The sequence below is a fragment of the Cupriavidus sp. L7L genome (assembly GCF_004353535.1).
GTDB classification, from domain to species: domain Bacteria; phylum Pseudomonadota; class Gammaproteobacteria; order Burkholderiales; family Burkholderiaceae; genus Cupriavidus; species Cupriavidus oxalaticus_A.
The window spans coordinates 64,271-76,778 of the sequence record NZ_SMNY01000019.1; the positions used below are offsets into that span (position 1 = coordinate 64,271).

Consider the following 12,508-nt stretch of genomic DNA (forward strand, 5'->3'; position numbering starts at 1 on the left):
AATCAGAAAGAACTCACTTCGCGAACTCGTTGCGAATAGCGCTGCTGTGTTGGCCAAGACCCGGTACTTTGCCGAGTTTGCGCTCGTGACCACGGAAGATAGCTGGGGGCGCAACCAGTTTGGCTTCGCCATGCGCCGTCGGAACGGTGGTACGGCGCAGTTGGGGGTGGGTTGACAGTTGGGTGACGTCGTTGACGGAAGCGAACGCGATGCGCGATGTTTGCAACGCGGCAATGACCTCTTCCTTCGTCATTGTCGCCAGCGTCGCGGCAATTTCCCTGTCCAGCTCGGCGCGATGCTCTACCCGCGCCAGGTTCGTATTGAACTCCTGCTTCTGGATCAGGTCGGGCCGATCCAACACGTCGTTGGCAAATCTCTTCCATTCGCCATCGTTTTGGACGCCAATAAGCACCGTTTCCTCGGCGCCCACCGCGCCACCCACCGGGAACGCGCCGTAGGGTGCGATGGTCGGATGCGAAAGGCCGACGCGAGGCCAGATCATTCCAGCGTATTCGTAATGCAGCAGCGGTACAGTCATCCAGTCGCTCATCGCATCGAACAGCGAGACGTGGATTGCGCTGCCGGTTCCCGTGCGCTCCCGTTGCAGCAGGGCTTCGAGGATGGCCGCGTGGGCATACATGCCGGTTGCAACATCACACGCGGAAATGCCAATTCTTCCCGGCGCGTCTGGCGTGCCGGTGACCGAGGCGATACCGCTCTCCGCTTGAACGAGCAGATCGTAAGCCCGCATGCCGGCATAGGGCCCCTGTTCCCCGTAGCCAGTGATGTCACATGTGATCAAACGCGGATGACGAGCCCGCATTTCCTCCCATCCGAAGCCCGCACGCTTTGCCGCCCCAGGGCCGAGGTTCTGGATAAGCACGTCTGCCTGGCCGATCATGCACTGCAGCAGCGCTGCATCGTCAGGGTTAGCAAAGTCGAGAACGATTGATTCCTTGCCTCGGTTCAGCCACACGAAATACGTGCTGTCGCCGTTGACCGCCGAATCATAGCCGCGGGCGAAGTCTCCTTCGGCACGCTCGATCTTGATCACGCGAGCCCCGGCATCGGCAAGCCGAGACGACGCATAAGGTGCCGCGGCGGCTTGCTCTACAGCTACTACAAGAATTCCTTCCAAAGGCAATGCCATGGGTGTCTCCATATGAAATCTCGTTGTCTCCTGGCTGCCCGGTTCAGGGCAAACATCTGAGCTTGAAAATAATGCTACGCAGTAGTATGTTTTCGGTCAAGTCCCGAATCGCAACGTCGGCGTTCGGCCTCGACACTTCGGATGCTCGCCTTTAGACAAGCCAGATGCACACGATGAACCCATCACGCCAAGCCTTAGACCACCTTACTCTTCCATTCTTCGAGACCAGCCACCGCGGAGCCGCGGACCAGATCGTTGCATGGACAGAGTCGTCATTTGTGTCCCTCTCGTCACCTAAGGCAAATAACGATATTGATCAACACTGCAGATCTCTGATCAGTAGCCTCGGGGAAGCGGGGATTCTCGCCTACAGCGTGCCACGCCTCGATAGCTCCGAGAACGCCCGTATTGACTCGCGCTCATTGTGTTTGGCGCGCGAGTTGCTGGCCCAGGCAAGTCCGCTCGCGGACTTCAGTTTCGCGATGCAAGGCCTGGGCTCGGGAGCCATCTCCTTGGCTGGCTCTGACGACCAAAAGGCTGGTTATCTGGATGACGTGGCCAAGGGCAAACGCATTGCGGCGTTCGCCCTTTCGGAGCCTAACGCCGGCTCCGACGTTGGTGGCATGTGCTGTGAAGCTAGGCGTTACCAGGGAGGCTATGTGCTGAACGGCGAAAAGATGTGGATTTCGAACGGTGGTATCGCGGATTTCTATGCCGTGTTCGCTCGTGAGCCAGGTACAAGCCGTTCGTCCGGCATATCGGCATTCATCGTCGACGCGGACAACCCAGGGCTCGAAATTGCGGAACGTATCGATGTCATGTCTCCGCACCCGTTGGCACGACTGCGCTTTAGAGATTGCTACGTTGACGCCCGCAAGCGCCTGGGGAATGAAGGCGAGGGTTTCAAGCTTGCGATGCGGACGCTCGACATTTTCCGGACTTCCGTGGCGGCTGCGGCGCTGGGATTCGCTCGAAAGGCACTGCGCCTCGGCATCGAGCGAGCAATGTCGCGCGAGATGTTCGGTGGCGTGCTCGCGGACATGCAACTCACCCAGGCCGCACTCGCCGACATGGCGACGGCCGTTGAGACTTCCGCCCTTCTCGTCTACCGCGCAGCTTGGATGCGGGACCAAGGTGTCCCCACTCCTCGTGAGGCGGCGATGGCCAAGCTGGTGGCTACCGAGTCGGCTCAGCGGGTGGTGGATGCTGCCGTTCAGATTTGGGGTGGTGCTGGCGTCCGGGTGGGCGAGGAGGTAGAAGCGCTCTATCGCGACGTGCGTGCCCTGAGGATCTATGAGGGCGCAAGCGAAGTACAGAAGCTGATCATTGGCGGCGGCCTCATCAAAGCGCACAAAGCCTGATTAGTCACTGACGATTGAAAACTACAGGAGACCACATGGCAGGCGCACTCGAAGGAATTCGCGTAATCGACATCACGACGTTCGTGCTTGGCCCCGTCGCCACGCAGATGCTTGGCGACATGGGAGCAGACGTGATCAAGATAGAGGCGCCCGAAGGGGATCCAACCAGAGGGATCGGCCAGAAGCGCTCCCCTGGGATGGGCTCATTCTTCCTCAACCTCAATCGGAACAAACGCAGTGTTGTGATCGACCTGAAGGAGCCGGCCGGGAGGGCCTCGCTTCAATCACTCATCGCCGGAGCCGATATTGTCGTTCACAACATGCGCAGTAGCGCCGCTGAACGGCTCGGGATCGACTTCTTGAGATTATCCATGCGCAATCCTCGCTTGGTCCACGCCACGGCACAGGGTTTCGGCAGAGGAGGGCGCTACTTCGATCGGCCTGCATACGACGACGTCATCCAGGGTCTGAGCGGAGTACCGGGATTGAACCGTCAGATGACGGGGCAGAGTGGTTACATACCGATGCTGCTCGCGGACAAGCTCTGCGGTGTTTACTTGTACTCAGCCATCATGACCGCATTGTTGCATCGCGCGCATACGGGCAAGGGGCAGGAAGTCCAGCTACCCATGTTCGAGGCGATGGCGTGGTTTAACCTGCTCGAACATATGGCGGACCACGTGTTCGTGCCGGAGCCGGGAGAGACACCCGCGCCCATCGGATACGGGCGTGTCTTCAGTGCGGTGCATCGCCCTCTAATGACTCGCGACGAACCAGTGTGCATCATTGCCAATACCGATGCGCAATGGCAACGCCTGTTCGAACTCATCGGCCGCAGCGACCTGTGCAACGACGACCGCTTCATCACCATCGGAAGACGAATGGAGAACGTCGCCCATCTCTACGAGCTCGTTGAAGAGGCTCTCCAAGACAAGTCCCGCGCGGAATGGTTGGACGCGTTTGCTGCAGCAGATGTGCCAGCCGGCCCCGCCAATGAACTAGCGGACGTTCGTGAAGATCCCCACATGGCCGACGTCGACTTCTTCCAGGTGTTCAAACATGAATCGGAAGGCGAGCTTCTGATGCCACGAAATGCCATGCATTTGTCGGCAACGCCGGCTGCGATACATCGTGGCCCGCCGCAGCTCGGCCAGCATACGGAAGAGGTTCTGGGCGAGCGTAAGGCATGCGACGGTGGGCATGGAGGTCAAGCTTGAACACTCCCTCACTACGAGATCTCGTCGCTTTTGAGATATCTGATCAGCACCAGCATTATGGGGTGCGCGACTGCATACTCTATGCGCTTGGCCTCGGCTTAGGCCGTCAGGTGGGGAGTCGTTCCGAGTTGCAATACGTGTACGAAAGGGATCTCGTTGCAGTCCCAACTCAGTTGGCGGTTTTGGCGGCGTCCTCGGATTGGATGCGGGATCCGCGGACCGGCATTCGCTGGGAGCAACTGGTGGCTTTATCACACGATATTTGCCTGTCTCGGCCGCTGTCTTCCCGTGGGAGGGTGCGCTCGAAGACGACGGTGGAAGGCGTCTTCGACAGAGGGCCGGGGCGCGGCGCGATCATTCATTGGAAACGTGTCGTGTTGGACGATGACAGTGGCCATGAAATTGGTACCATCCGTGCTCGGGCACTTGCACGTGGCAATGGAGGCTTCGGTGGTGACCCTCCAATACGTAGACACCACCCGGGCTTCCGCAGTGACAGGCGGACTATGGGTATGAGTGGAAGACCCGCCTCAACTAGGCGCTTCTCTACCGGCTGTCCGGCGACCTCAACCCGTTGCATGCCGATTCTGATGTGGCACGAGAGGCCGGGCTGGAAGCTCCGATTCTCCATGGCCTGTGCAATCTTGGCATCGCCGCAATCGCAACGGGGCGAACTGCATCCGGCGGCCTTCCTGCGCTCCGAAGCATCGGAGCACGATACGCTGATGTTCTCTATCCCGGTGACACGCTGTTAGCGGAAATCTGGCACGAGAACGGCGTGGCGCTTTTCCGCTGCAGATCTGCACGCACAAAACAGATCGTTGTCGATGACGGCATAGCCCGCTTCCTTTAAGGTGCAGCGAGCGTCTCGAGCAAGGTGGACTGATGGGGAATCTCGATACAGTGCGGTCGCAGATACGGGATGGCGTGGTTCTGCTTGGGATAAACAACCCGCCGGTGAACGCTTTAAGCAATGGCGTCAGAGAAGCCCGCTATTCTCGCATGAGCGCCCAACGCAAGTTCGCGACCGCCGCCTAGCGCAAAGCCCGCGATAGCCGCGACTACAGGTTTCACGCCAGACTCCGCCAGCGCTGCGACGTCGCTAGTAAAAGGCCGCTGCTGGCTTCCATTGAACTCACGTATGTCGGCACCGCCCGAGAATCTATCCCGGCAACCATAGATCACGATTGCACAGACTTTGCCCCGACCCTGTGCGTCGCGAACGCTGTTGACCAGTGCCCGTCGCATACTATGGGCCTGCTAGACCGGATCGTTGACGATGGCCGGCTCATCAATGAGGCAATAGCCCTTGGACGTGAACTCGCCCAAGGTGGCCAGTCGTTGCGCCGAACCGGGAATCTCGTCGCCAAGGTGGCGGAAGGAGCGAGCTTTGGAGATTCTACGGCCACGTGCCGCGTATACCGACGGGACGCTTCCGGTCCACCGGCTCATTCTCGAGGCGGTTTACGCGGCAACCGACCTGCCATTGTCTGAAGGGCTGAAGGTTGAGCAAGATGCCAGTATGTATTGCGTAGCGACACCCGAGCATCGAGGACTGGCGAAAGCATTTTTTGCCAAGCGTGCTGCGGCGAAAGCGGAGAAGCATAATCGTTCCGCCGCTCGAGGTAGTTAACGAACAATCGACATCCCGTTTGCAAGGAATGTATCGACGACTGTTGGTTACGTCGGGCTCGCAGCCCGGATGGACTTCTCCGTGGCATTACTATAATGTGCGTGTCAGGGCGCCAAAATATTGAATCTATTGCTCCGCACGTTCTGGTGGATGGGCGGCAGCGCCTGCTGTCAGGAGTTCTTTCAAGAACTCCAACTAGGCAGACGCTTCGCTACAAACGCCGCGATGCCTTCGCGCGCATCATCGGTCGCTGCAACGCGACAGAACGTATCAACCGCGTAAGAAGCACCGCGGCGGTAGTCGCTGTCGACGGCCCGATGGAATGCTGCTCTGCCCATGTTCATCGCGGATGCCGACTTGGCAACCAGGGTCGCGGCCAGTGACCGCGCTTCCTCGATTACTTTGTCCGCTGGCACGACGCGATTCACGAGATGCAACGCCTGCGCTTCGCTCGCACCGAAGGCGCGCCCGCTGAAGAGCAGATCGAAAGCCACGTGGCGGCCGACAATGCGCGGCAAATGGGTAAAGTGGATAGCCGGGAGCATGCCGACGTCGATTTCGGGGTATCCGAAACTGGCATCTTCCGCTGCGATAATCAAATCGCAGGAGATGGCGAGCGTCATGCCACCGCCGCGCGCCGCGCCACTCACTGCGGCGATTGATGGCTTGCCCAGACGATACTGTGCTTCTGATAACTGGACGTAGAGCTTGTCCAGCAGCGTGTGGACGGTTTCCGCCGAAGCGCCCTGCAGTGCAGCAATATCCAGCCCGGCGCAGAACCGCTTCGGTACCGCACTCCCAACGATGACTGCGCGAATCGCGTCGTCAGTGGCAGCGCGGTCCAATGCCCGAATCAGCGCGTCGACCATCGGAACGGTGAGGGCATTGACAGGAGCGTTGTCGAGGAGGATTTCGGCGACGCGGTCGCGGACGGTGTAGGTGACCAGGGACATAGTCTGCTCAGTATTGGTTGGGTTTAGGCGGCTTCGGTCGCCGCGGAAGAGGCTACGGTGCCGGCGCGGCGCATGCCATCAACCTGCTCAGGCGTAAAGCCCGCTTCGCGCAAGATTTCGTCAGTGTGTTCGCCGAGCAGCGGGGCGGGACGACTCGCGTGGCGTGCTTCCCGGCGGAAGCGGACGGGCAGGCCGATGTTCGTCACTTTGCCAAGAACGGGATGCTCCGTCTCGACGATCAATTGTCGGGCCTGCACCTGAGGGTGTGCCAGCGCCTGGTCCAGCGTCTGGATCGGTGAGCAGGGCACGCCGATCTTCTGTAGCGTTTCGAGCCAGTAAGCGAACGGCTGTGTTGAGAGGCGAGACTGCACCAATTCAACCGTTCGGGAGAAGTTCCGTACCCGAGCGGCGTTGGTGGCAAAGTCCGGATGGTCCACCCAGTCCTCGAGGCCGGCCACCGAACAGAAGCGCTTCCATTGCGCGTCATTGCCGACGCCGAGCATCAGCGGCCCATCGGCGGCGTCGAACGCCTGATAGGGCGACATGGACGGATGGGCAGTGCCCATCCGTTGTGGTGTCTTTCCGCTGCGCCAGTAGTTCTGCGCCATGTACCCCATGAAGCCGAGGGCGGTCTCCATGAGTGCCACCTCCAGGTACGTCCCTTTGCCGGTGGTGTGTCGTTCGAGCAGGGCAGCCAGGATACCACTGAGTGCGTGCATGCCTGTGCCGATGTCAACGGGAGAAAAGCTTGCCCGTGCAAATTTCCCGCCGGGCTCGCCCATGGTGCTAATCATTCCGCTGAACGCTTGCAGCATGACATCGTAGCCGGGCTCGTTACCGAGCGGGCCATCACGCCCGTAGCCGGAAATCTCGCAGTAAATCAACCGAGGATTCACAGCGCTCAAGGTGGCGTAGTCCACGCCGAGCTTCTTGGCGGTACCGCCGCCGAAGCCCTGCAGCACCACGTCGGCATTGGCAGCCAGTTGTTGCGCGACGCGTTGACCAGCTTCGGTCTTGAGATCGAGTGCGATGCTGCGTTTGTTGTGATTGACGGCCAGGAACACTGCAGACTGGCCTGCATCCTGAGGAAGCCATCCACGCGTGTCGTCGCCGGAACCCGGTGGTTCGACTTTGATGACATCGGCGCCCAGTTCGCCTAGGTATTGGCCGCATAGGGGGCCGGCCAGGACCTTGCTCAGGTCCAGAACCCGAATGCCTTTCAATGGTTGCATTGCTTGGGTCTCCATTTTTATTCCGGCTGGATGCCAAGCCCGCGCGCCACGCTGGTCCATCGCTCGGAGTCAGTTCGGACGAAGCTGATGAGCTGGTCGGGACGTGTCGACATCGGCTCGGCGCCACGATTGCGTAGCGCTGCAACGTATTCAGGGTCGTTGACTGCCTTTGCCACAGCCGCTCGCAAGCGGTCGACGACTGCCTTGGGCGTCTGCGCGGGTGCTTGCAGGGAGAACCAGAACTTCAGGTCCGCTCCTAGATATCCGGCTTCCTTGAGTGTCGGGACGTCCGGCAGCATTGGAGAACGCTGCGAGGAAGTGATGGCAAGTGGCTTCAGCTTGCCGCTCTGGATCTGGCCAATGCACGTCGTGAACGAGTCGAACACAAAGTCGACTTGGCCCGCCATCACGTCCGTGAGTGCCGGCGAGCTACCTTTGTATGGCACCGCGACCGCTTTGAAGTCGGCCTTCTTCTGCAGTAGAGAGCCATAAATGTGCGGCGAGGAGCCAGCTCCGAAGGTTGCGTAAGTCAGAGCGTCGGGCTTCGCCTTCCCCAATTGGATCAGGTCGGCAAGCGTCTTTACCTTCAGTTTGTCGGGGTGAACCACCAGGACGTTCGGCATGGAGCCCGTGGTGGCGATGGGCACGAAATCTCGTCCAGGCAGAAAACGTGCGTGTGGGTACATCAGCGGGTTCACAGCCTGCATGGCCACGGTGTTGTGCAACAGGGTGTAGCCGTCGTTGCCGCTATCGAGCACATGCTGGGCGCCAATATTGCCGCTGGCGCCAGGTCGATTGTCGATGACGACTGGCTGCCCCAGTTCCCTCGACAGGGCCGTCGCCAGTAGGCGAGCAATGAAGTCAGTCGGCCCGCCCGCAGCAAACGGCACGACGATCCGGACGGGCTTGGTGGGCCAATCCGCGGCAAGGAGCGGGCCTGCCAATACGGAGGCGGCAGCCCCCAGCAAAAGTGTTCGTCGTGTCGGATTCATCATCGTCTCCTATGGTCTTGCCCGTAGCATGACGACCTGCTGGGCATAAGTCCAAGACAGGTTTTGGATATCCGATATAAGATTTCGATATGGCCACTTCTCAGGGGCACTTCATGGCTCTCGAACTTCGTACCCTGCGGGGATTTGTCACGGTGTGCACGGCGGGTTCCATTTCTCGCGCTGCAGAGCGCTTGCACATTGCGCAACCTGCGCTAAGCCTCCAGATGAAAAGCTTGGAGGAGGAGTTAGGAGCGGCCCTGCTTGAGCGCACGCCGCGCGGGGTTGTGGCCACTGCCGCAGGCGAGATGTTGCTCGCACATGCGACCGATATCCTTCGGCGCGTGGAAGTTGCGTACGAAGACATTCGGACAGCGATCAAGCAGCCGCAGGGGCGGGTGGCCGTCGGGTTGCCGCAGTCGTTGGCAAAGCTACTGACCGTGCCACTCGTGAAGGAAGTCTGCGCGGAATGGTCGGGGATTGACCTACAAATCATCGAACAGAGCACGGGATACATCCCGCAAGGGCTGCTGACGGGGCATCTGGATATTGGCATGACCTTTGGCGGTACGCCCGAGCCTGGGCTGCGCGCAGATCGCGTGCTCGAAGAACGGCTATTGCTTGTCGGGCCGCCGGGCGAGCTCTCGGCGCACGGTCGAAACGGAATCAACGAGGCGGTCAGCGTGCCGTTCTCCCGATTGGGTGACTACCCATTGATTCTTCCCGCCGGACTGCATGGTCTGCGCAGCCTCATTGACCGATTCGGCGCGTCTCAGGACACCGAACTTCAGGTCATCGCGGAAGTGAATGCGATTCCGGAGCTCATAGCCCTTGCTGCTGCGGGGGCCGGCTTCACAATCCTGTCTCACGCATCTGTACAGGAGGAGTGGCGAGGTGGCAGCGTGTCCTGCGCGCGAGTCGCTGAAGAGGGGTTCACGCGACAGGTCTACCTTTGTCGGGCCGCGACGCTACCCGCATCGTTGGCCGTGACGACGGTATGGCAGCGTCTCCTCGCAATAACCGGACGGTTGGTAGAGGGCGGACTGTGGCCGGTCCATCGCTTCAACGCGCGAGGGGATAGTGCTGGGAGTTAGTACTGAGGTGCAGGACGTTGTCTCGCCCAGCAGTGCATAAAGACTCTATCTTGGTCAGGCGAACTTCTTCTAGTCGTGGTTTGTAATGAGTCTGCCCTGCAGAATCCCGTGAAGCCGCGCCGGGCAGGTTTCTGAGAGGACCACAGAACTCCCGGAATCGATATGATTCGATTTGATTTCTGGAAGTTTTCGAGGCTAATCGATGAGCACACCGGACTTCTTTCGCAGCCGCCTGGAGGCCATGATCGACCTGCGCCACCCACTGGCGGTCTTGGCCAAACGCATGCCATGGGACGCGATTGAAGTCAGTCTGGCACCTGTTTTCGAGCGCAAGGCACGCGATGGTCAAACGGTTGTGGATGCTGATCTGTTCGGACCGACGGTGGCAGTGGCTGGTGCGGGTGTGAGCACAGCGGGACTTTCGCGTCTGCCTATTCGTTTGCTGGTAGGCCTGTTGTACTTGAAGCAGGCCTATAACGAGAGCGATGAATCGGTATGTGAGCGCTGGGCACAGGACGTGTACTTCAAGTACTTCTGCGGTGAGGAATATTTCCAGGCCTGCCTGCCATGCTCGCCGACCAATCTGGTGCGATTTCGCCAGGCGCTGGGCGAAGCCGGCGTCGAGGAACTGCTGGCTGCGACCATTGCGGCTGCGGTAGAGATGAAGGCGGTCAAGCCGGCCGAATTCGATCGTATCATCGTCGACACGACGGTCCAGGATAAGGCCGTTGCCTACCCGACCGATAGTCGTCTGCTCGAAGTGGCGCGTGCGAAGGTCGTGATGCTTGCCCAACGCGCTGGACTGGTGCTCAAACAGACCTTTGCGCGTGAGGGCAAACACCTACGTCGCCCGTGCTGGCGGCTATGCGCACGCGAAGCATTCCGGCGTCTGCGCCGCGTGCTCAAACGACAGCGGACCGTGCTCGGCCGTGTGCTGCGCGACATCGAGCGCAAGATGGCGGCGCTGCCAGAGAGTCAACAAGAGGGACTGCGTCTTTGGCTTGAGCGTGCCTGGCGCATCTGCCGGCAGCGGCCCAAGGATAAGAGCAAGTTGTACGCGCTGCATGCACCGGAGGTCGAATGCATCGGAAAAGGGAAAGCTCGCCAGCCGTATGAGTTCGGCGTGAAGGTCAGCTTGGCAATCACCGCTAAGCAGGGACTGATCGTGGGCGCCCACAGCTTCCCTGGCAACCCATATGACGGCCATACGCTGATGGCCCAGATCGAGCAGACCAACATCTTGCAGCAAGAGCTGCCCGGCGCTCCAAGGCCGCACACGGCCATCGTCGACCTTGGGTTCCGCGGTGTGGATGCGGAGGTGGCACCGGTAAAAGTCCACCGCGGCAAAGCCAAGTCGCTTGATGCAAGACAGCGCCGATGGCTCAAACGCCGTCAGGCGGTCGAACCCATTATCGGACACACCAAGGCGGACCACGGCATGCGCAGATGCTGGCTGAAAGGAGAAAGCGGAGACGCCTTGCGTGCGGTGCTATGTGCCGCGGGGTTCAACATCCGCTGGCTACTGCGCGCCATTGCCCGTGGGGGCATTTTTGCCCTTCTTTTTTGCCGCATGTGTTTGCTCTGGCTCTTGCCATCGATACCTCGCGGCGCGTTCTTGATGCGATAGCGGGCGAGTCAGCACCCGCAAAGTGACGCCCTCCAAACCGGGAAAGTGAATTTTGGAGGGCCGACTAATGAAGGCTCGGCCATTTGCTGTGCGCAAAACAAGCTGATCCGGCATGACCCCGTATCCAGCCACTGCACGCTGTGCTGCCCGAGCGAGATGGTCTCTCCATCATCCTGCTCGCGTGGCGGCCGGTGGCATAGGCACTCGCCAAGACCATAGCCGCGATCTGGCCGCACAGTGGCTCCACACGCGACGCGGCAGCGAGAAACGCATTGAGCGCGCCGCATTCGCCAGACTTGAAATGCAAGAACCCCACATAGCGCAAACGACCGATTGGCATGGACCGTTCGACGGGTCTCCCTGACGACCGGAAACTGCCTGCGCAGCCCGGCGCTCGATACTCTGGTCATCGCAGCGGCAAGTGGCTTAGACAGCAAGTGATGGGCCCTTGGTAGGTTGCGCGCCGGCGTCGAGTGCATGCGAATCAGGATTGTGTTCCACCACAATGCCAAAACGCAATTAACCGTCTTAAATGACGACAAAACATGAACCGAAGCTTGCAACAGAGATTGTCTACCAAAATTCACATGTTGAAATAACCCCGCCGCCCCACTATTTCGCGGTTCTCCAGCCGATCCGATGCCGCTCCTGCGTGGCCTCATGGCGCGCATCCTCCTCGCTATGCAGGTAACCGCTCGTCGTCGACAGCGAGCTTTGCCCGAAGTTGTCCCGCACAAAGCGCAGGTCGACCTGGTGGTCGCTCATATGCGAGCCAGCGGTGTGGCGCAGCCAGTGGGCCGAGGCACTTGCTGGCACCGCGGCTTGTGCTTCCCATTCCCGCCCCGCGCACGCAGGCGCGCCGCAGCCATGCCAAATACCTCTTTCAGGATCAGGTGCAGCGCGCCGCGTGCCGCCATTGTGCGGATTTACATCGCCATCGACTCAGTTTCCGGTTGGCGCCGACCAGTCCTCCACCACTAGGCCAGGGACGCGCCGAAACGCTTGGTCATTGGTCACCAGCACTGCGCCAGTCTCCAGCGCGTGCGCGGCAATCAGCAAGTCCAGCGCCCCCATCGGCTGCCCTTGAGATTCCAGTGCAGCGCGGGTTTCACCATAGCCGGCCATCACCGAAGGGGGCCAAGGCAACACCTCGACCCGACGCAGCAACTCGTCCACTGCACGCGCGAGGCGCGCTGCGCCGGGGCGCTTGGCCAGCCCGTACATCAGTTCCGCGCCGGTGATGACCGACAGG

The 12,508-nt window shown here is 60.3% G+C and carries 11 protein-coding genes and 2 pseudogenes; 6 read left to right on the forward strand and 7 right to left on the reverse strand.

The features are described from left to right. Positions 1 to 13 precede the first annotated feature (13 nt). Complete coding sequence (locus E1J61_RS18385) at positions 14 to 1,150, reverse strand: CaiB/BaiF CoA-transferase family protein (RefSeq protein ID WP_133095478.1); 1,137 nt, start codon at positions 1,148 to 1,150, stop codon at positions 14 to 16. A 164-nt stretch (positions 1,151 to 1,314) separates the two neighbouring features. Here E1J61_RS18385 and E1J61_RS18390 point away from each other — a divergent pair, with 164 nt between their 5' ends. The 4 genes and pseudogenes from E1J61_RS18390 to E1J61_RS38870 all read left to right on the forward strand — a co-directional run bounded on the left by E1J61_RS18390 (position 1,315) and on the right by E1J61_RS38870 (position 4,581). Then, positions 1,315 to 2,511, forward strand: a complete 1,197-nt coding sequence (locus E1J61_RS18390; protein ID WP_243736918.1) for an acyl-CoA dehydrogenase family protein — start codon at positions 1,315 to 1,317, stop codon at positions 2,509 to 2,511. A gap of 35 nt (positions 2,512 to 2,546) precedes the next feature. Next, complete coding sequence (locus E1J61_RS18395) at positions 2,547 to 3,728, forward strand: CaiB/BaiF CoA-transferase family protein (protein ID WP_133095479.1); 1,182 nt, start codon at positions 2,547 to 2,549, stop codon at positions 3,726 to 3,728. Next, positions 3,698 to 4,153 (forward strand): annotated as a pseudogene (locus E1J61_RS38865) (hypothetical protein); the annotation flags it as partial. The gene E1J61_RS18395 and the pseudogene E1J61_RS38865, both read left to right, overlap by 31 nt. Positions 4,154 to 4,281: 128 nt before the next feature. Next, entirely contained in the window at positions 4,282 to 4,581 is a 300-nt protein-coding gene (locus E1J61_RS38870) for a MaoC/PaaZ C-terminal domain-containing protein (protein ID WP_133095490.1), read from the forward strand. Positions 4,582 to 4,694: 113 nt separating this feature from the next. Here E1J61_RS38870 and E1J61_RS18405 read toward each other — a convergent pair whose 3' ends face one another. The 4 genes from E1J61_RS18405 to E1J61_RS18420 form a co-directional block, all read right to left on the reverse strand. Continuing rightward, a complete protein-coding gene (locus E1J61_RS18405; RefSeq protein ID WP_133095480.1) occupies positions 4,695 to 4,976 on the reverse strand; it encodes an enoyl-CoA hydratase-related protein in 282 nt (93 codons plus the stop codon). 567 nt (positions 4,977 to 5,543) lie between these two features. Then, positions 5,544 to 6,314 (reverse strand): enoyl-CoA hydratase/isomerase family protein, encoded by a 771-nt coding sequence (locus E1J61_RS18410; protein WP_133095481.1) that lies wholly within the window; start codon positions 6,312 to 6,314, stop codon positions 5,544 to 5,546. A gap of 23 nt (positions 6,315 to 6,337) precedes the next feature. Further along, a complete protein-coding gene (locus E1J61_RS18415) occupies positions 6,338 to 7,546 on the reverse strand; it encodes a CaiB/BaiF CoA-transferase family protein (protein WP_133095491.1) in 1,209 nt (402 codons plus the stop codon). A gap of 17 nt (positions 7,547 to 7,563) precedes the next feature. Then, complete coding sequence (locus tag E1J61_RS18420; RefSeq protein ID WP_133095492.1) at positions 7,564 to 8,538, reverse strand: tripartite tricarboxylate transporter substrate binding protein; 975 nt, start codon at positions 8,536 to 8,538, stop codon at positions 7,564 to 7,566. Positions 8,539 to 8,651: 113 nt separating this feature from the next. Here E1J61_RS18420 and E1J61_RS18425 point away from each other — a divergent pair, with 113 nt between their 5' ends. Beyond that, positions 8,652 to 9,629, forward strand: a complete 978-nt coding sequence (locus tag E1J61_RS18425) for a LysR family transcriptional regulator (protein ID WP_165971498.1) — start codon at positions 8,652 to 8,654, stop codon at positions 9,627 to 9,629. Between the two features lie 202 nt (positions 9,630 to 9,831). Continuing rightward, positions 9,832 to 11,256 carry an IS5 family transposase gene (locus tag E1J61_RS18430; protein ID WP_133095483.1) on the forward strand — a complete coding sequence of 475 codons (1,425 nt, stop codon included), beginning with the start codon at positions 9,832 to 9,834 and terminating at the stop codon, positions 11,254 to 11,256. Between the two features lie 612 nt (positions 11,257 to 11,868). Here E1J61_RS18430 and E1J61_RS18440 read toward each other — a convergent pair. Together E1J61_RS18440 and E1J61_RS18445 are read right to left on the reverse strand one after the other, a co-directional pair. After that, positions 11,869 to 12,167, reverse strand: a pseudogene (locus E1J61_RS18440) (tyrosine-type recombinase/integrase); the annotation flags it as partial. Between the two features lie 31 nt (positions 12,168 to 12,198). Beyond that, positions 12,199 to 12,508, reverse strand: a 310-nt coding sequence (locus E1J61_RS18445; RefSeq protein ID WP_133095484.1) for a type II toxin-antitoxin system VapC family toxin, incomplete at its 5' end; no start/stop codon positions are given.

What these genes read in the sequence shown, in the direction of transcription:
- E1J61_RS18395 (WP_133095479.1), top strand. Translation starts at nt 2,547, where the DNA reads ATGGCAGGCGCACTCGAAGGAATTCGCGTAATCGACATCACGACGTTC.
- E1J61_RS18410 (WP_133095481.1), bottom strand. Translation starts at nt 6,314, where the DNA reads ATGTCCCTGGTCACCTACACCGTCCGCGACCGCGTCGCCGAAATCCTC.
- E1J61_RS18425 (WP_165971498.1), top strand. Translation starts at nt 8,652, where the DNA reads ATGGCTCTCGAACTTCGTACCCTGCGGGGATTTGTCACGGTGTGCACG.
- E1J61_RS18420 (WP_133095492.1), bottom strand. Translation starts at nt 8,538, where the DNA reads ATGAATCCGACACGACGAACACTTTTGCTGGGGGCTGCCGCCTCCGTA.
- E1J61_RS18415 (WP_133095491.1), bottom strand. Translation starts at nt 7,546, where the DNA reads ATGCAACCATTGAAAGGCATTCGGGTTCTGGACCTGAGCAAGGTCCTG.
- E1J61_RS18405 (WP_133095480.1), bottom strand. Translation starts at nt 4,976, where the DNA reads ATGCGACGGGCACTGGTCAACAGCGTTCGCGACGCACAGGGTCGGGGC.
- E1J61_RS18385 (WP_133095478.1), bottom strand. Translation starts at nt 1,150, where the DNA reads ATGGCATTGCCTTTGGAAGGAATTCTTGTAGTAGCTGTAGAGCAAGCC.
- E1J61_RS18430 (WP_133095483.1), top strand. Translation starts at nt 9,832, where the DNA reads ATGAGCACACCGGACTTCTTTCGCAGCCGCCTGGAGGCCATGATCGAC.
- E1J61_RS18390 (WP_243736918.1), top strand. Translation starts at nt 1,315, where the DNA reads ATGCACACGATGAACCCATCACGCCAAGCCTTAGACCACCTTACTCTT.